Consider the following 17,882-nt stretch of genomic DNA (forward strand, 5'->3'; position numbering starts at 1 on the left):
ATGCCCGTGGCGCCCGCCACGGGTTTTTCATTTCCGCCCTCCGCCGCGCCGTTCAATTTTCGCCCACTCAGATCACAAATCAAGCATGGCGCTTTAGGTGAATAAAGCTGCCATGTTGTATACAAGTTTGCGTAAATGTTTTCTATTTGTTTCAAAAAACCGCTGGGGAAAATAATGAAAAATAGAAAAATCAAAGCGTTGCTTGTTACCTGCGCCGTGGTCGGCGCCGCGTTGCTGGCCATCGCCGGTAAAGCGGAGAACGCCGATAAAACCTTCCTCTCCGTCGCCACCGCCTCCACCGGCGGCACCTACTACCCGATGGGCGTCGGGTTGGCCAACGTCTGGAGCAACCGGCTGAAACGCCAGGGGATACAGGTCACCGGCCAATCCTCCGACGGTTCGATCGAGAATATCGACCTGCTGCAAAAAGACGAGGCGCAGCTGGCGATTTTGCAGAGCCTGATCGCCGTCGAAGCCTATCAGGGCGTGCGCAACTTCGACGGCCGCGCCTACGGCGATCTGCGCTCCATCTCCATGCTGTGGCCCAACGTCGAACACTTCGTAATGCTGGAAAGCCGGGTCAAAGACGGCACGCTGAACGATATCGCCGGCACGCGCTTTTCCGTCGGGCCGCAGGCCAGCGGCACCGAACAGTCGACGATGATCATCCTACAGGGCGTCAACCTGACCAAGAAGTCGCTGTCGGCGGAATACCTCGGCTACGGCGACACGGTTTCCGCGATGCGCGACGGGCGCCTGGACGGCGGCGCCCTGCCCGCCGGGGTGCCGGCCGCCGCCGTCACCGACATGTATGCCAGCGGCGTGCCGGCACGCATCCTGGAAGTCACCGACGAACAGCTGGCCAGCATCAACGCCATCGCCAACTCCTGGTTCCGCTTCGACATCAAGGCGGAGACCTACCCCCGCCAGCCCAAAGCGGTCGCCACCATCGCGCAGCCCAATATTCTGGTGGCCCTCAGCCGGCTCGATGAAAAGCTGGTGTACGACCTGACCAAAACGATGTTCGAGAACCTGCCGGAAGTGCACCAGGTGCACAGCTCGGCCAAATACATCTCGCTGGAGAATGCGCTGAAAGGCGTTTCCGTGCCGCTGCACCTCGGCGCCTATCGCTACTACCGCGAAGCCGGCGTCGAGATACCCGATTATCTGATCCCGCCGGAAGCCGCCGCGCTGGCCGCCAACCCCTAACCCAGGAGGACGTATGAGCACTCACCCTTCTTCACCGCAGCCCGCCGTCGATCTGGACAAGGAAGCCGGCGCCGGCAACCGGCCGCTGAGCGGCATCTATTTGCAGCTGGCAACCGTCCTGGCGATCGCCATTTCCGCCTATGCCATCTACGCCAACGCGCTGTCCAACACGCAGGAGTTCTACCGCAACACCACGTTCCTGAGCGGCATTCTGATCCTGGGCTTTATCCTGTTCCCTTTCTCGGCCCGACACGCCACCCGCAGCTTCAACCGCTGGGACTATCTGTTCATCATCCTGACGCTGGTCAGCTACGGCTATTTCTACGTTAACTACGTCGATCTGCACGTGGTGCGCAAGAGCATCCCCAACGCCACCGACTATGTGATGGCGGCGATCGGTATCGGCGTGCTGTTCGAAGCCGCGCGGCGCACCACCGGCTATTTCATCCCCGGACTGGCGACTTTCGCCATCCTCTATGCGCTGTTCGGGCAGTACTTCATGGGCATCTTCGGCCACGGGGGCTTCTCGGTGGAACGCCTGCTGTATCGGCTGTTCATGACCAGCGAGGGGATTTTCGGCATCACCCTGTCCACCGCCTCCACCGCCATCGTGGTGTTTATTCTGTTCGGCGCCTTTCTCAGCGTCAGCGGCGCAACCGCGCTGTTCAACGATCTGGCGCTGGCCGCCGCCGGACGCCGCCGCGGCGGCCCGGCCCAGGTGGCGGTGATCTCGTCGGCACTGACCGGCTCATTGAGCGGCAGCGCGGTGGCCAACGTCGCCACCACCGGCACCTTCACCATTCCGCTGATGAAAAGCATCGGGCTGTCGTCCCGCTTCGCCGGCGCCGTGGAAGCCACCGCCTCCACCGGCGGCATGATCATGCCCCCCATCATGGGCGCGGCGGCGTTTATCATGGCCGGCTTCCTCGGCATCTCATACACCACCATCGTCATCGCCGCCATCGTGCCGGCGCTGCTCTATTACGCCGCGCTGATCATGGCTATCGACCTGGAGGCCAAGAAACAGGGCCTGAAGGGCATCAACAAGGAGAACATTCCTCAGGTGCGCGCGGTGCTGAAGGCGCGCGGGCTGTTGCTGCTGCCGCTCGTCATCGTCATCGGCACGCTGCTGCTGGGCAAAACGCCAATCTATGCCGGCTTCCTCGGCATCATTGCCATCATCGTCGCCAGCTGGCTCACCCCCGACAGCTCGGTGCGCATGACGCCGAAAAAAATCGCGCTGGCCCTGAACGACGCGGCGCGCGGCTCGATCCAGGTCACCATCGCCTGCGCCGCCATCGGCGTGATCATCTGCGTGGTGACCATGACCGGCATCGGCTCCACGCTGGCGTTCAACATCGTCGCCATGACCGACAACACCCTGTGGATGATCCTGCTGGTGGTGATGCTGGTGTGCATCGTGCTCAGCATGGGGCTACCCTCCACCGCGCTCTACATCGTGGTGGCGGTGACCGTGTCGCCGATCCTGATCAAAGCCGGCGTGCTGCCGCTGGCGGCGCATTTCTTCGTGTTCTGGTTCGGCGCGTTGTCCAACATCACGCCGCCGGTGGCGCTGGCCAGCTACACCGCCGCCAGCATCGCCCGCGCCGATCCGATGCAAACCTCGTGGGACGCGGTGCGCCTGGCGCTGCCGGGCTTTATCATCCCGTTCATTCTGGTCTACAACCCGATGCTGTTGATGCAGGGCGACGATCTCAACCCGCTGTCGGTGCTGCATATGGTGATCAGCGCGCTGGTGGGGATCTACGCCCTGTCGATCGCCAGCGCCAATTTCTGGCTGATGAAGACCCACTGGCTGGAGCGGGTGCTGTTTACCGCGGCGGCGATTTTACTGATCAAACCGGGCCTGATGACCGATCTGGGCGGCGCGGCCCTGATCGCCGCCGCCGCCGCCATGCACCTGCTGCGCTATAAACAGCGCGCCGCGCTGCCGGGAGGCGCGTCATGATCCGCAAGGTCACGCGCCAGAAAGCCTCTCATCAGGTGCTGGCGCAGCTGAAAGCCGGCATCAACGACGGCACCTTTCCGGTCGGCGAGAAGCTGCCGTCGGAAAACGTGTTGGCGGACGCGTTCGGCGTCAGCCGGGTGCCGGTGCGCGAGGCGCTCGGCGTGCTGGAGGTCAGCGGCATCATCTCCTCACGCCAGGGCGGCGGCCACCGGGTGGAACAGCATTCGCTGCTGAGCAAATACGAACCGCTGGTGATGGAGGTAGCCGACCGCTGCGAGGTGGAAGCGCTGCTGGAAATGCGCGAAGTCATGGAACAGCAGGCGGCGCGCATGGCCGCCGAGCGCCGCACCGAACAGGAGTTGCAGGCGATCGAACAGGCGCACCTCGCCTTTCGTGACTGTACGCTCAACGACGGCCAGATCGGCTATCGGCAGGACTACCTGTTCCACCGCGCCATCATGCAGGCTTCGCATAACCCCTTTTTCGTGCAGATCCTCGATAACATGCACGAGCTGTATCTGGGGGTGCTGGTGTACTCGCTCAGCAAAAACCTAGGGCGGCAGGCCGAGCGCCAGCGGGTGATCGACGAACATGAGCGGGTATTTATCGCCATTCGCGACGGCGATGCGGCGGCGGCCACCGCCGCCATGCAAAGCCATCTGAACAACGTACGTGGCAAATTACGCCGCCTGGAAAACGAGGAGCAAGAGCCGTGATGTACGACGCGATCGTTATTGGTGCCGGCCTGGTGGGGCTCGGCGTGGTGAATGCGCTGCAGGAAGCGGATCCGCAGCGGCGCATTCTGATCCTGGAAAAAGAGCGCGGCCCGGCGGCGCACCAAAGCGGCCACAACAGCAACGTGGTGCATTCCGGCATCTACTACACGCCCGGCAGCCTGAAAGCGCAGTTGGCAAAACAGGGCAACCGCAGCATGTTCGCCTTCTGCCGCGAACACGACCTGTATCACGACCAATGCGGCAAGGTGATTGTCGCCACCCAGCTAAACGAACTGGATCGGCTGGAGAACATCTATCAGCGCGGTCTGCAAAACGGCCTGCAGGTCACCCGGCTGTCGCAGGCGCAGCTGCGGGAGCGCGAACCGCACGTCAATGGCCTTGAAGCGCTGCTGGTGCCCGACGCCGGTATCGTCAACTACGCGGAGGTGGCCGCCAAGCTGGCGGAGATCATCGTGCGGCGCGGCGGCGAGATCGCCTACGGCCATCAGGTTGAGGCCATCCGCGAACACGCCGGCGGCGTCACCGTCACCGCCGCCGGCGACACCTTCGAGGGAAAACTGCTGATCAACTGCGCGGGGCTGTTCAGCGATCGCATCGCCAAACTGGCCGGTTACGAAACCGGCATGAAGATCGTGCCGTTCCGCGGTGAATACTATGTGCTGGACGACGCGAAAAACCACCTGGTCAACCATCTGATCTACCCGGTGCCCAACCCGGATTTCCCTTTCCTCGGCGTGCATTTTACCCGTATGTATAACGGCAAGCGCGACGTCGGCCCCAATGCGGTGCTGGCCTTCAAACGCGAAGGCTACCGCAAATGCGACTTCAGCCTGCGCGATCTGAGCGAGGTGCTCGGCTATCGCGGCTTTTGGAAAATCGCCGGCAACTACCTCGGCGAAGGGCTGGCGGAAATGCGCCGTTCGCTGTCGCGCCGCCGCTTTGCCGAGAACGCCCGTCGGCTGATCCCGGCGCTGCAGGAGCAGGATATTCGCCCCGGCCCGGCCGGCGTGCGCGCCCAGGCGCTGACCGCCGACGGCAAGCTGGTGGACGACTTCCACTTCGTGCAGGGCCAACGCTCGCTGCACGTATGCAATGCCCCCTCTCCGGCAGCGACCGCCTCGCTGGAGATCGGCCGCGAGATCGTGCGCCGCCACCTGTCCGCTTTCTGACGCCCGTTGAGGCCACGGCGCCCGTGGCCTCAGCCGCGCTGGATGGACACGCCGCCGTCCACCAGCATCGCGGTGCCGGTGACGAATGAAGCTGCGTCGGACGCCAGATACAGCGCCGCATGCGCGATCTCCTCCGGCATCGCCAGCCGCTTCAGCGCGTGCAGATCGGCCACCTGCGCCAATGCCTCCGGGGTATTGCTCATCTGCCGCCCCATTGCCGTATCGGTGCCGCCCGGCAGCAGCGCGTTCACCCGAATGCCGCGCCCGCCGAATTCCACCGCCAGCGCCTGCGTCAGGCCGATCAGCCCCGACTTGCCGGCCGCATAGGCCGCCGTGCCGGGAAACGCCGCGGTGTGGCCGACGAAGGTGGAGGTGAAAATCACCGAGCCCGCGCCGCGCGCCAGCATGGCGGGGATTTGATATTTGGCGCCGTAGTAGGCGCTGGACAGGTTGGTTTCCAGCACCTCGCGCCACTCTGAGGCACTCAACGCCAGCGACGGCCCCAGCGGCCCCAAGGTGCCGGCGTTGTTGAAGGCGATATCCAGCCCGCCGAATTCGTCGACCGCAGTCGCCGTCAGCCGTTCGGCGAAGGCTTCGTCGCGCACGTCGCCCGCCACCGCAAGCGCCCGGCCGCCCTCGCGCCGAATGTCCTCCACCAGCTCCGCCAACAGCGGCTCGCGCCGCGCGCCCAACACCAGCGCTGCGCCCTGGCGGGCGAACAGCAGCGCCGCCGCTTTGCCGATCCCCGAACTGGCGCCGCCGATCACCGCCACCTTGCCGTTTAATGCGTTCATCGCTCATCCTCACACGGTTTAAAGATCCTCAGTGTGAAGCAAGATCCGGCACCGCGCTGGCCGCAAGCGGACATGTAACTGACGCCAATAAAAAAGGCGCTGCAAGCAGCGCCCCGGCAACGCGAATCTGACGGTTAACTCACGGCCTGGCCGCATACTTCTGCATCGTGGCCGGCGTCACCAGCTCGAACGGGATCCAGTAATACGGTTCGAGTTTTTCCCCGTTGATCATGCGCAGCGCCACATCGACCGAGGCTTTGCCCTGGCCGACCGCGTCCTGGAACACCGTGACCTGCATCTTGCCGGAGGCCAGCGCCTTGAGGCCGTCCGGCGTGGCGTCGATGCCGCCGATCAGCACTTTCCTGTCCGCCTTGCCCGCCTGCTGCAGCGCCATGATTGCGCCGATCGCCATCTCGTCGTTGTTGGCGGCGACGATGTCGATCGCTTCGCCGTTGGTCAGCCAGTTCATCATCAGATCCATGCCTTCACTGCGTGAATAGTTGGCGCTCTGCTTCTGCACCACCTTCATTTTCGGGTACTTGCTCACCACCTGCTCCACGTCTTTGGTGCGCTGCAGCGCGCCGGCGTCGGTCAGGTTGCCGATCATCACCGCCACGTTGCCCTGATAGCCGGCCAGCCGCGCCAGCTCTTCCATCTGCAGCGTGCCGGATTCCCGCTCGTCGGAGCCGACGAACACCACGCCCTGCGGCAGTTTGGCGTCGCCCGGCGTGCGGTTCACGTACACCAGCGGCACGCCGGCGGCCTGCACCATTTTGGTCATCACCGGCGTGCTGGCCGAGTTGACCGGATCGACGATAATCGCGTCCACCCCGGCGCTGATAAAGCTCTGCACCTGATCGGTCTGGCGGCCGACGTCGCCGCGCGCGTCCTCAAACTGCACGGTGATGCCGCGCGCCTTGGCCTCCTTGTCGATCGCCTGGCGGATGATGGTGAGGAAGTTCTGGTCGAAATAGGCCATCGACACGCCGATGGTTTGCGCCCATGCCGGGGTAGACGCGCACAGCGCCACCGCCAGCCACAGCCCTTTCAGGTAGTTCATGATGTGCCCCCCAGGTAAAAAAAACGCCGCCGGCCAACCCTGGCACCGGCGGCAATTCACGGCAATCAGTGTTTTTTGCGGTTGCGCCGCATGTCGATCGACACGGCGGCGACGATAATCACGCCCTTGATGATGTCCTGAATGTAAGAGTCGACGCCGATAAAGGTGAAGCCGCTTTTGATAAGGCCCAGGATCACCGCGCCGATCAGCGTGCCGGTGATGCGCCCGACGCCGCCCATCAGGCTGCTGCCGCCGATCACCGCCGCGGCGATGGCGTCCAGCTCATACGACATCCCCATGCTCGACTGGCCGCTGCTGACGCGCGCCGCCAGCACCACGCCCGCCAACCCCGCCAGGCCGCCGGCGATGGTGTAAACCGTCACCAGGTACTTGTTGACGTTGATGCCGGAAACCCGCGCCGAGGTCATGTTGCCGCCGATGGCGTAGATGTATTTGCCGTAGCGGGTATGCTTGAGCGCGATATGGAAGATCACCGCGATCACCAGGAAGATGATCACCGGCATTGCGCCCTGGCCGATTGACGTGAAGCCGTCAGACAGGAAGCTGACCGGGTTGCCCTTGGTGTAGTACTGCGCCAGGCCGCGCGCCGACACCATCATCCCCAGCGTAGCGATGAACGGCGGAATGCCGGTGCGGGTGATCAGGAAGCCGTTGATAAAACCGCAGACGATGCCCACCCCAATCCCCGCGCCGATCGGGATCGCCGCCGGCAGATCGAGCAGCCCCGGGTACATCGGCGAGATGCTGTCCGAGGTCTGCGCCAGGCTGGCCGCCACCACCGCGGTCAGCGCAATCAGCGAGCCGGAGGAGAGATCGATGCCGGTGGTGATGATCACCTGGGTGACGCCCACCGCAATGATGCCGATGATCGCCACCTGCAGCACGATCAACAGCAGGCGGTTCGGATTCAGCAGGAACGACTGATCGCGCATGTACCAGCCGAGGATTTCGAAGATCAGCGCGATGCCGATCATCACGATGAAGATGCCGGTATCCTTCGGCATTTTGCCGCTCAGCCCGGAGAACAGCGTTCCCTTGCCCGTTGAATCGGCGGAGAGCGGCTTCTCAATCTTTACGTTACTCATGATGTTCACCCTTCGTTATTCTGAGGCCAGCGCCAGGATCTTCTCCTGGTCCGCGTCGTCTTTGTCCAAAATGCCGGTGATGCGGCCGCCGTGCATCACCATCACCCGGTCGCTCATGCCGAGGATCTCCGGCAGCTCGGAGGAAACCAGAATGATGGCGACGCCGCGGTTGGCCAGCTCGCTGATCAGGCGGTAGATTTCCGCTTTCGCCCCCACGTCGATGCCGCGCGTCGGTTCGTCGAGGATCAGGATTTTCGGCTGCGCCAGCAGCCAGCGCGCGATCAGCACCTTCTGCTGGTTGCCGCCGCTGAGGTTATTGATGATCTGATCCATAGTCGGCGTTTTGATGTTGAGCTTTTTAATCTGATCCATGCAGTCTTTGGCCATCTGCACGTGGCTGACGAAACCGTTCTTGCCGATGTATTCCGACAGGTTGACGATGCTCATGTTCTCGACCACCGACAGCACCAGAAACAGGCCGGATTTCTTGCGGTCTTCGGTGAGAAACGCCAGCCCGCTCTCGATCGCCTTCGCCGGGGAGTCCACTTTCACTACCTGGCCTTCGATAAAGACCTCGCCGCCGTCCGCCGGGTGCATGCCGAACAGGCTTTCCATCACTTCGCTGCGCCCGGCGCCCACCAGCCCGGCGACGCCGAGGATCTCGCCGCGCTTGACGCTGAACGACACATCCTGGAACCAGCCGCTGCGGCGCAGCCCCACCACCCGCAGCACTTCCTCGCCGATATTGTTGTTGAATTTGGGGAACATCTGCGTCAGTTCGCGCCCCACCATCATGGTGATCAGCGACTGTTTGGTCAGGTTTTCGGTTTTGTCGCAGGCGATGAAGGTGCCGTCGCGGAAAATGCTCACTTCGTCGGTAATGGCGAAGATCTCGTCCATCTTGTGGCTGATATAGATGATGCCTTTGCCCTGCTCGCGCAGTTCGCGAATGATGGCGAACAGGTGCACCACTTCGCCTTCGGTCAGCGCCGAGGTCGGTTCGTCCATGATCAGCACGTCGGCGTTGTAGGACACCGCCTTGGCGATCTCCACCATCTGCTGATTGGCGATGCTCAGCTCGCCCACCAGCGTGTCCGGCTGCAGTTTGATGTTCAGCCGCGCCAGCAGTTCGCGGGTCTGTTCGTTCAGCTGTTCGTGGTTGACGAACCCCAGCCGCGCCGGCTCGCGCCCCAGCCAGATGTTTTCCGCCACCGTCATGTAAGGCACCAGGTTCAGCTCCTGGTGGATCATGGAAATGCCCGAATGCAGCGCCTGCAGCGTGTCGCTGAAGGTGACCGGCCGGCCTTTGATTTTGATCGAGCCTTCGTCCGGGTGGTAGATGCCGATCAGGCATTTCATCAGCGTCGATTTGCCCGCGCCGTTTTCCCCCATCAGCGCGTGCACGCTGCCGGGTTTGATTTTAATCGAGACCTTATCCAGCGCTTTGACGCCGGGGAACTGCTTGCTGATGCCTTCGGCCTCAAGAACATAAGGGTACATACCGCTTACCTCCGCACTGACCCACGTTTTCCGCCGCGCGCGCCCCACACCGGCGCCCGCGGCGGGCTTCAAGGCTTATTTCTTGTTTTTATCGGCGAATTGCTGGTAATTGGCCTGGGTGATCAGCTGGTAAGGGATCAGCACGTTGCTCTCCACTTTCTCGCCTTTCACCAGTTGAACGGCGGTCTGCACCGCGCCTTCGCCCTGGCCTTTGGCGTCCTGGAACACGCTCAGCGCCAGATCGCCCTTCTTGATGAACTCCAGCGCGTCGGGCGTGCCGTCAACGCCGGCCACCAGCACGCCGGATTTCTTGGCTTGCTTCAGCGCCAAAATAGCGCCGATGGCCATTTCGTCGTTGTTGGAGGCGATGGCGTCGATCTGCTGGCCGGACAAAATCCAGTCGGTGGTGACGTCTACCGCCTCTTTGCGGAAGAATTTGGCGGTTTGCTTATCGATAATCTTGATGCCGGGGTAGTTGGCCGCCACCTCTTCCACGCCGCGGGTGCGGTCGCGCGTGGCTTCGCTCGACAGCTCGCCCATCAGGATCATCACGTTGCCCTTGCCGTTCATCAGCTTGGCCAGTTCCTCCATCTGCAGCTTGCCGGCCAGCTTGGAGTCGGAGCCGACGTAGGCCATGCCGGCCGGCAGCGCCACTTCCGGCTTGCGGTTGACGAACACCAGCGGGATCTTGGCCTTCTCGGCCAGCTTGATCATCGGCTTGACGCCCTGGGTATCCACCGGGTTGAGGATGATGGCGTCGACGCCCTGGCTGACGAAGTTTTCGATTTGTTGAATTTGCTGCGCGATGTCGCCCTTGGCGTCTTCGAACTGGCCACTGACGTTGCCGTCGGCCTTCATTTTGTTTTGCATCGACTGGCGCAGAATGGTGAGGAAGTTGTCATCGAAGTAAGCCATGGAAACGCCGATCTTGATGTCTTTCGCCAGCACGCTGGCCGGCAGCATGCACATCAGTACCGAGGCGGCGATCAGTTTCTTCAGCTTCATGTTCGTTACCCTTTAATCGTTAGAATGAAGAGGTCTGTTGGTTGACAGCTAATGAAAAATATTTTTTACATTCAAACAACAATACGGTCGGTGTTATCCCTTTGATACGGCGAATTTACCGCGTTATCGCCGTATCAAGGCCGTTGTAAAAATGGTGATCGATGTCTCAAAACAGATTAAAAACAACCAATTGAAATAAACCCCTGGCACAACAAACGGCGTCTTTACCGCTTTTTTAAATGTTTATTTCATAATTTAGGTTATTGAAACTTTTTAACCCAAACAAGCGAAACATGCATTTTGGAATGGCTTATTAACAAAAACATGACACGGATCTAACAAATGAAGTGCAAGCCGCTGGCGAGCGTTCCCCTTTCGTGCGCCGGCAAAAACTGCGAGCGGCCGCGCAGTTTGCGGTTTCCGCGTTTCCCGACCATCCTTACTCGGCAATAATGGACATATCCCTATCTCAGGAGGACCTGACATGCAGCTCAGCAGCAAGGTGCGGATGAACCGCCTGTTCAACAACGGCAAGTGCCTGGACGTGGCGATCGATCACGGCATCGCCAACGAACCGGATTTCTTGATCGGCCTGGAAGATATCGAACGGGTGATGGGCAACCTGATCGCCGCGCGCCCCGACGCCATTCAGGTCAACTACGGCCAGGCGGATCTGCTGCAGCGCGCGCCGCAGCGCGAAAAACCGGCGCTGGTGATACGCACCGACGTCGGCAACGCCTATAACGCCGCCCGCCACCGCGAGATGTGGGCAGTGCTGCACAATCCGGAGGCGCCAATCCTGGCGGCGCTGCAAATGGACGCCGCCGCGGTGGTGGTCAATCTGTATATGATCCCGGATGAGCCCGGCATTTTCCGCCAGTGCGTGGAGAACATCGGCCGCCTGCGCCACGCCTGCGATCGCTACGCCATGCCGCTGATGATCGAACCGCTGGTGATGGCGCCGGCCGGCCAGGGCGCCGCCTACGGCTCGCTCGGCGACGTGGAGAAGATCGTGCCGCTGGTGCGGCTGGCGCGCGAACTGGGGGCCGACATCATCAAGGCCGATCCAACCGAGCGGGTGGAAGATTTTCACCGCGTGGTGGAAGCGGCGCGCTGCCCGACGCTGGTGCGCGGCGGCGGCAAGGGGGAGCTGGGGCCGGTGCTGGAGAAATCCGCCGCGCTGATGGCCCAGGGTGCCTCCGGCATGGTTTACGGCCGCAACGTCTATCAACACAGCAATCCGTCGCAGGTGGTGCGCGCGTTGATGGCAATCATCCATCAGGGCGCCAGCGGCCAACAGGCGCTGGAGATCTACCACCAGCAGTGACCCGCTTTTGTAACTAAAATAAGCCCCCCGCTCCCCGGCAGCATGCTATAACCTGCTGCCGGTAACTGCAGCTTGCCTCATTCCTCGCTAGAATACGCCGTGATATCGCCATTCGGAGAACCGCCATGCCAAAACAACGGGTGCCGCTCAAGCTGAGCACCTCCATCACGCTGATGGTGTCCGCCATCATCGCTTCGGTGCTGCTGGTGGTGTTCGCGCTGTTTTTCGTGCAGATGAGCCGCGAGGGGCAAGATCAGCTGCAGCAGAAAGCCATCGCCGTCGCCAATACGCTGGCGCTCTCCAGCACCGTGGTCGACGGCCTGCAGCAGCGTGACCAAAGCGGCGCCATTCAGCGCTTCGCCGAGCAGGTGCGCCATCAAAACGAGCTGCTGTTCGTGGTGGTGGTGGATATGCAGGGCATCCGCTATTCGCACCCCAAACCCTGGCTGATCGGCAAGCATTTTATCGGCGACGATCTGGCACCCGCGCTGCAAGGCCACGTCAACAGCGCCATCAACCGCGGCACGCTGGCCCCGGCGCTGCGGGTGTTCGTGCCGGTGTATGACGCGCAGAAACAGCAAATCGGCGTGGTGGCGCTCGGCATCGCGCTGGACACCGTGCAGCGGGTGGTGGCGGAGAGCCGCTGGATCATCTATTGGACCATCGCCTTCGCCGCCCTGGTCGGCAGCCTGGGCACCTTCTTCCTGGTCTCTGCGCTCAAACGCATCATGCTGGGTTTCGAGCCTTACGAAATCTCCAACCTGTTCGAACAGCGCAACGCCATGCTGCAGTCGATTAAAGAAGGCGTGATCGCGGTCGATAATGAATCCCGCATCACCATCGTCAACGACGAAGCCAAGCGCCTGCTGCGGCAGAGCGGCCCGGTGGAAAACCTGCTGCTGGAAGCCGCCAGCAAGCACTGGCCGGCGCAGCTGCATCTGGCGGAGGTGCTGGCCAGCGGCCAACCGCTGCGCGATCGGCAGATCGGCTTCAACGGCAGCGAACTGCTGACCAATACCGTGCCGGTGATCGTCAACGGCCAGGTGACCGGCGCCATCGCCACCTTCCGCGACAAGACCGAGGTCAGCCGCCTGCTGCAGCGGCTGAGCGGCATGGCGCACTACGCCGATGCGCTGCGGGTGCAGTCGCACGAATTTATGAACAAGCTGCATGTGATACTCGGCATGCTGCACATGAAGGCCTATCAGCAGTTGGAAAACTACATCATCAACACCGCCAGCAACTATCAGGAAGAGATCGGCGCGCTGCTGCGCAAGATCCACTCGCCGGAAGTGGCGGGCTTCTTCATCGGCAAAATCAGCCGCGCCCACGAAGCCGGTGTTGAGCTGACCATCGAGGAAACCAGCCTGCTGCCGGAAACCGACGATCCGGAAACCACCCACGTGCTGATCAGCGTGCTCGGCAACCTGATCGAAAACGCCATCGACGCCATCGACGGCGTTGAGGGCCACGAGATCGGCCTGAGCTTCCATCATCACGACGATCAATTACACTGTATCGTCAGCGACGATGGCCCCGGCATCGATCCGGCGATCGGCGCGCGCATCTTCGAACACGGATTTTCCACCAAGGGAACCGGACGCGGCATCGGCCTGGCGCTGATCCGCAGCCATCTGGAGAAACTGGGCGGCAGCATCGATTTCGAGTCCGAACCGGGCGAGCTGACCCAATTTTTCGTGCACCTTCCCTATCAGGCCAAGAGCAGAACCCATGATTAACGTACTGATTGTCGACGACGACCCGATGGTGGCGGAGCTGAACAAATACTACCTGAGCCAGGTCGGCGGTTTTCACTGCCAGGCGACGGTCGCCACTCTGAGCCAGGCGCGCGCGCTGCTGGCCGATGCCGGCGTCAGCATCGATTTGGTGCTGTTGGATATCTACATGCAGCAGGAGAACGGGCTGGATCTGCTGCCCGGCCTGCGCGAGCTCGGCGAGAAGACCGACGTGATCATCATCTCCTCCGCCAGCGACGTGAACACGGTGCAAAAAGCGCTGCACTACGGGGTGGTGGATTATCTGATCAAGCCGTTCCAGTTCAGCCGCTTCAAGGAGGCGCTGAGCCACTACCGGCAGCAGTCGCAGCTGTTGGCGCAGCGCGAGTTTTCGCAGGCCGACGTCGACAGCCTGCTGCGCCGCCAGCCCGGCGGCCAAGAGAGCAAAAAGCTGCCGAAGGGCCTGACCAGCATCACCCTGAGCACGGTCTGCGAGTGGATCGAACAGCAGCACGATAACGAGTTTTCCACCGACAATCTGGCCAACGCCATCGGCATTTCGCGGGTCTCCTGCCGCAAGTACCTCATCTATCTGGCGGAGAGCGGCATTCTCGGCACCCGTATTCTGTACGGCGCCACCGGCCGCCCGGTCTATCTGTATCAGCTGAAACCGGACGCGATCGCCATGCTGAAGGAGCATTGCCGCCCGGCCTAAACGACGCCGGGCGCTGATGGCGCCCGGACGATTAATGTTAGAAGCTGTGCGTGTAACACTTCGCCTCGCGGTGAGGATCTTTCGAGTGTCTCCGCAGGCAGCGCTGCTTTTTCTGCTGCTGCTCCAGGTTCCGCTGCTGCCGCTCGGCGGTCTCTGCCGCCTCGCGCTGCTGTTCGCGCGCAATCGCCTGCTCGTTGGCCAGCGTCAGGTTATCGACATTCCACACCTTGTGGCGCAATGCGTCGCGCTTTTTCTGGTACTCCTCGGTGACCTTACTGTCCTTCGGCGGCGCCGCATGGTATTCCAAATCCACCCGCGCCTGCGCGAAGCAGCAGCTACACAAGGCCGAACCGGCCAACACTATCCTTTTCATCAATGACTCCTTTTACATCGCTTGACTCTGCGCGCACGCCGGCTCAACAACCGTTTGGCGATGCCGGCGGTTTTTCCTCTGAACGGGGCGCGCGCTGCCCGCCGGTGACGGGCGCTTTGCCGGGCTCGATACCGCACTCCGCCAAGCGCGCCAGCTCCTCCGCATCGCGCTCTGTCGGCGTCGCTTCCTCACTCATTTCCTGCCGCAAATCCTGCGCCAACGCTTTCAGGCGCTTTTGAAACAGCACCGGCGACACGCCTTCGCACGGCCTGTCGTAACGCGCCGCGCCGGCGCTTTGGCTTAACGGCAGCAACAGCAAGAGAAAGATCGCGGCCATCTCCTTCGCCATGGGCAACTCCTTTGATTACGCCGAAATAAACCGGCGGTTCCCTATAAGGAAAACGAATTGTCTGTTAACGCAATGAATGGTTGGGCCACGGCAGAATAACGCAGGAAAGGTAAACCCTCCGACAATATCGGCAGAATGCGCGCATTAATTTGGCTGAATATATTTAGCGGCTTAACGATCGAATATTTTCGCCCCATCAAAGGTGCCGCCAATGCCGACGTTTCCTTCATGTAATACCGAGGAGGCGGACTCACCCGCCATGATGCGTTGCCGCTGCTCCCGCGTGGCAGGCTGCGGCTGAGACCAGTCTGGGGACGTCGACGTCGGCTGAATCGCGCTGCAAGCGCTCAACAATAATAACGGTACCGGTGCCCAAAAACGCCATGTCATAATTTTCTCCTTAAAGGAAATAAAATACTCGCAGCTGGCGGCAAGGGTAAATAAAAAAATGACTTTCTTTAGTTTAATAACCGCCGTTATTTCACCATCCGCCCGCCGATGTTAATCACCTGGTTAACCTATTAACCTGAAATAAACATTTTCGCTTAGCCACCCGATAATTCGCAGGCAATAAAAAAGGCCGGGCTAACCCGACCTTGTTTGACCGCTCGACGCGCTTAGACTAGCTCGATCACGTCGAAGTTGGCTTCGCCGCTCAGATCGGCGTCGTAGTCAACGCCCTGCAGACCAAAGCCGAACAGGCGCAGGAATTCCGCCTTGTAGCCCTGGTAATCGGTCAGTTCGTTGATGTTGTTGTCGTTCAGCTGCTGCCAGATGGCACGGCAGGTTTCCTGCACTTCGTCGCGCAGTTCCCAGTCATCCAGACGCAGGCGGTGTTTCTCGTCGGTGTCCGGCGCCGCGCCGCTGTACAGCTTGGTGGCGAACAGACGCTGGATCTGCTCGATGCAGCCTTCGTGAATGCCCTGCTCCTTCATGATTTTGAACACGATGGAGATATACAGCGGCATCACCGGAATGGCGGAGGAAGCCTGAGTCACCACCGACTTGAGCACCGCAACGTAAGCCGCGCCGCCTTTGGCCTGCAGCTTCTGGTTGATGGCGTGCGCCGCGCGATCCAGATCTTCTTTCGCCTTGCCCAGCGTGCCGTGCCAGTAGATTGGCCAGGTCAGATCGGTGCCGATGTAGGAGTAAGCGACAGACTGCGCGTTATCCGCCAGCACGCCCGCTTCGTCCAGCGCGTCCATCCACAGCTGCCAGTCCTGGCCGCCCATCACCTTCACGGTGTCGGCGATTTCTTGCTCGTTGGCCGGCTCGACCACGGCTTCAACCAGCACGTCTTTGTTGGTGTCCAGCGCGACGGATTTGTACGGTTCGCCGATCGGCTTCAGTGCGGAACGCACCACTTCGCCGGTTTCCGGCATCTTACGCACCGGCGAAGCCAGCGAGTAAACCACCAGGTCAACCTGACCCAGGTCTTTTTTGATCAGATCGATCACGGTCTGACGGCACTCGTTGGAGAATGCGTCGCCGTTGATGCTTTTCGCGTACAGGCCTTCTTCTTTAGCTGCCTTGTCGAAACCGGCGGAGTTGTACCAACCGGCGGAACCGGTTTTGCCTTCGCTGCCAGGCTTCTCGAAAAATACGCCGATGGTGGCCGCACCGCTGCCGAAAGCGGCATTGATGCGCGAGGCCAGACCGTAACCGGTGGATGCACCAATGACCAGCACCTTTTTAGGCCCGTTTTTCAGTTCGCCGCGCGACTTAACGTAGGCGATTTGCTCACGGACGTTGGCTTCACAGCCTGCCGGGTGAGCGGTGGTGCAGATAAAACCACGAATTTTAGGTTTGATAATCATAGTAATTTTTTCTTGGTAGCTAAAAACCGAAGGACAATATACCTGATTTTCTCAATATACTTAAGAAAGTACGAAAACAAGCGCAGTGAACAGACCAGTCGGCAAGCCCACCGCCGAGGCATGTCATGATGGTAAAGGGATAATCATGGCAGGCCGGATTGCGATTACCCGGCCTGTCGAGGGTCACGCCTTGTTCTTTTCCAACTGCTCAATCAGCGTGTAACGCAGCGATGAGGCATCGGCCGGCACGTTCTCTACCGGAGTAACGCGCACTTTCAGCCGATACTGATAGCCCGGTTCGAAGGTGAAACCTTCGATGCCGGTATAGAACAACTCCCACGGCTGCTGCGCGGAGCGGCGCACCTGCATGCACTTCATCGGGGCGACGCCCACGCAGTCCACCAGCGCGCTGTTCACCAGCAACACTTCCGTTTGGCCGCCTTTCTCGTTTGCGGGCTGATTCATCGAGGTTCCCTCCTGGCTGCAGCCGGCCAGTGCGGCCAACGTAACAAATAACAACGCTTTAATTTTCAATGTACTGCACCAATAGTCATGTAGGTCGGGCGATCCTAACAAATTGACTGGATGAATTGAACCTTGCTGCGTGCCGGTGGTGGCGCCATTCATCGTAAAGAACGTCTTGTTAAGCGAAATGACTCACGCAGGAATATCAATCTCCGGCACGCTTATCAGCCTGGTAAATACCTGCAAATAAATCCCCTGTTCTTATCCGAACCGGTAATTATCCCCGCCGTTTTTTCTGTTAAAAACAGCTGGCTTGCGCAAGCTATACGCCATTTAACCGAATCGATAAAGAGGGAGTTTTATGCAAGAGATCGAGGCTAAATATTTTCACCTGATCGCCGGCGCAGGTAACTTTGCCAACAACCGCGGCAGCAATGGACGCGTCAACAACAACGGTGGCAACAAGAACAACAGCAGCAGCACAGCAATAAAGGCGGCAATACCTGCTCACGCTCAGCTGTTTTAACTAATCAGAGCTCCGGCTGAGTCTT

18 protein-coding genes are annotated in these 17,882 nt (G+C 60.8%); 8 read left to right on the forward strand and 10 right to left on the reverse strand.

What is annotated here, in order from left to right; all coding sequences use genetic code 11:
• Positions 1-174: 174 nt before the first annotated feature.
• From ACJ8IN_RS19975 to lhgO, 4 genes are read left to right on the forward strand one after another with little or no spacing between them, the layout of a single operon-like run.
• Positions 175-1,209, forward strand: coding sequence for a TAXI family TRAP transporter solute-binding subunit (locus ACJ8IN_RS19975; protein WP_308325665.1), 1,035 nt, complete (start codon positions 175-177; stop codon positions 1,207-1,209).
• A 13-nt stretch (positions 1,210-1,222) separates the two neighbouring features.
• The gene (locus tag ACJ8IN_RS19980; RefSeq protein ID WP_033646414.1) at positions 1,223-3,178 is read left to right on the forward strand and encodes a TRAP transporter permease; all 1,956 of its coding nucleotides are present in this window, start codon (positions 1,223-1,225) and stop codon (positions 3,176-3,178) included.
• Positions 3,175-3,894, forward strand: a complete 720-nt coding sequence (locus ACJ8IN_RS19985) for a FadR/GntR family transcriptional regulator (protein ID WP_033653838.1) — start codon at positions 3,175-3,177, stop codon at positions 3,892-3,894. The genes ACJ8IN_RS19980 and ACJ8IN_RS19985 overlap by 4 nt, the downstream gene beginning before the upstream one ends.
• Positions 3,894-5,084 carry an L-2-hydroxyglutarate oxidase gene (lhgO, locus tag ACJ8IN_RS19990; protein ID WP_033638128.1) on the forward strand — a complete coding sequence of 397 codons (1,191 nt, stop codon included), beginning with the start codon at positions 3,894-3,896 and terminating at the stop codon, positions 5,082-5,084. The genes ACJ8IN_RS19985 and lhgO overlap by 1 nt, the downstream gene beginning before the upstream one ends.
• 29 nt (positions 5,085-5,113) lie before the next feature.
• Here lhgO and ACJ8IN_RS19995 read toward each other — a convergent pair whose 3' ends face one another.
• The 5 genes from ACJ8IN_RS19995 to ACJ8IN_RS20015 form a co-directional block, all read right to left on the reverse strand.
• Entirely contained in the window at positions 5,114-5,878 is a 765-nt protein-coding gene (locus tag ACJ8IN_RS19995) for an SDR family oxidoreductase (protein WP_308325664.1), read from the reverse strand.
• A gap of 139 nt (positions 5,879-6,017) precedes the next feature.
• Positions 6,018-6,938, reverse strand: a complete 921-nt coding sequence (locus tag ACJ8IN_RS20000; RefSeq protein ID WP_086579661.1) for a sugar ABC transporter substrate-binding protein — start codon at positions 6,936-6,938, stop codon at positions 6,018-6,020.
• Between the two features lie 65 nt (positions 6,939-7,003).
• On the reverse strand, positions 7,004-8,044 hold the full coding sequence (locus ACJ8IN_RS20005; protein ID WP_025160279.1) for an ABC transporter permease: 1,041 nt from the start codon (positions 8,042-8,044) through the stop codon (positions 7,004-7,006).
• 15 nt (positions 8,045-8,059) lie between these two features.
• Positions 8,060-9,544 carry a sugar ABC transporter ATP-binding protein gene (locus ACJ8IN_RS20010; RefSeq protein ID WP_308325663.1) on the reverse strand — a complete coding sequence of 495 codons (1,485 nt, stop codon included), beginning with the start codon at positions 9,542-9,544 and terminating at the stop codon, positions 8,060-8,062.
• Between the two features lie 75 nt (positions 9,545-9,619).
• Entirely contained in the window at positions 9,620-10,549 is a 930-nt protein-coding gene (locus ACJ8IN_RS20015; RefSeq protein ID WP_033638124.1) for a sugar ABC transporter substrate-binding protein, read from the reverse strand.
• 484 nt (positions 10,550-11,033) lie between these two features.
• Here ACJ8IN_RS20015 and ACJ8IN_RS20020 point away from each other — a divergent pair, with 484 nt between their 5' ends.
• From ACJ8IN_RS20020 to dcuR, 3 genes are all read left to right on the forward strand, one after another.
• Positions 11,034-11,876: a class I fructose-bisphosphate aldolase gene (locus tag ACJ8IN_RS20020; protein WP_060425011.1), complete on the forward strand. Its 843-nt coding sequence runs from the start codon at positions 11,034-11,036 to the stop codon at positions 11,874-11,876.
• A 125-nt stretch (positions 11,877-12,001) separates the two neighbouring features.
• The gene (locus ACJ8IN_RS20025) at positions 12,002-13,615 is read left to right on the forward strand and encodes a sensor histidine kinase (RefSeq protein ID WP_308325662.1); all 1,614 of its coding nucleotides are present in this window, start codon (positions 12,002-12,004) and stop codon (positions 13,613-13,615) included.
• Positions 13,608-14,327, forward strand: a complete 720-nt coding sequence (gene dcuR / locus ACJ8IN_RS20030) for a two-component system response regulator DcuR (protein WP_033638121.1) — start codon at positions 13,608-13,610, stop codon at positions 14,325-14,327. Before ACJ8IN_RS20025 ends, dcuR begins: the two co-directional genes overlap by 8 nt.
• A 37-nt stretch (positions 14,328-14,364) precedes the next feature.
• Here dcuR and ACJ8IN_RS20035 read toward each other — a convergent pair whose 3' ends face one another.
• From ACJ8IN_RS20035 to ACJ8IN_RS20055, 5 genes are all read right to left on the reverse strand, one after another.
• Positions 14,365-14,700, reverse strand: a complete 336-nt coding sequence (locus ACJ8IN_RS20035) for a hypothetical protein (RefSeq protein WP_047568023.1) — start codon at positions 14,698-14,700, stop codon at positions 14,365-14,367.
• Between the two features lie 43 nt (positions 14,701-14,743).
• Entirely contained in the window at positions 14,744-15,049 is a 306-nt protein-coding gene (locus ACJ8IN_RS20040) for a hypothetical protein (protein ID WP_047568025.1), read from the reverse strand.
• Between the two features lie 171 nt (positions 15,050-15,220).
• Positions 15,221-15,439 (reverse strand): hypothetical protein, encoded by a 219-nt coding sequence (locus tag ACJ8IN_RS20045; RefSeq protein ID WP_072021565.1) that lies wholly within the window; start codon positions 15,437-15,439, stop codon positions 15,221-15,223.
• Positions 15,440-15,666: 227 nt separating this feature from the next.
• Positions 15,667-16,866 (reverse strand): enoyl-ACP reductase FabV, encoded by a 1,200-nt coding sequence (gene fabV / locus ACJ8IN_RS20050; protein ID WP_033638117.1) that lies wholly within the window; start codon positions 16,864-16,866, stop codon positions 15,667-15,669.
• A gap of 183 nt (positions 16,867-17,049) precedes the next feature.
• On the reverse strand, positions 17,050-17,400 hold the full coding sequence (locus ACJ8IN_RS20055; protein ID WP_047568027.1) for a DUF4377 domain-containing protein: 351 nt from the start codon (positions 17,398-17,400) through the stop codon (positions 17,050-17,052).
• 292 nt (positions 17,401-17,692) lie between these two features.
• On the opposite strand from ACJ8IN_RS20055, the gene ACJ8IN_RS20060 reads away from it, so the two are divergent.
• Entirely contained in the window at positions 17,693-17,857 is a 165-nt protein-coding gene (locus tag ACJ8IN_RS20060) for a hypothetical protein (RefSeq protein WP_154609290.1), read from the forward strand.
• Positions 17,858-17,882 lie beyond the last annotated feature (25 nt).

The sequence above is a fragment of the Serratia sp. CY31944 genome (assembly GCF_052169175.1).
In the GTDB taxonomy this organism is placed as follows: Bacteria; Pseudomonadota; Gammaproteobacteria; order Enterobacterales; family Enterobacteriaceae; genus Serratia; species Serratia sarumanii.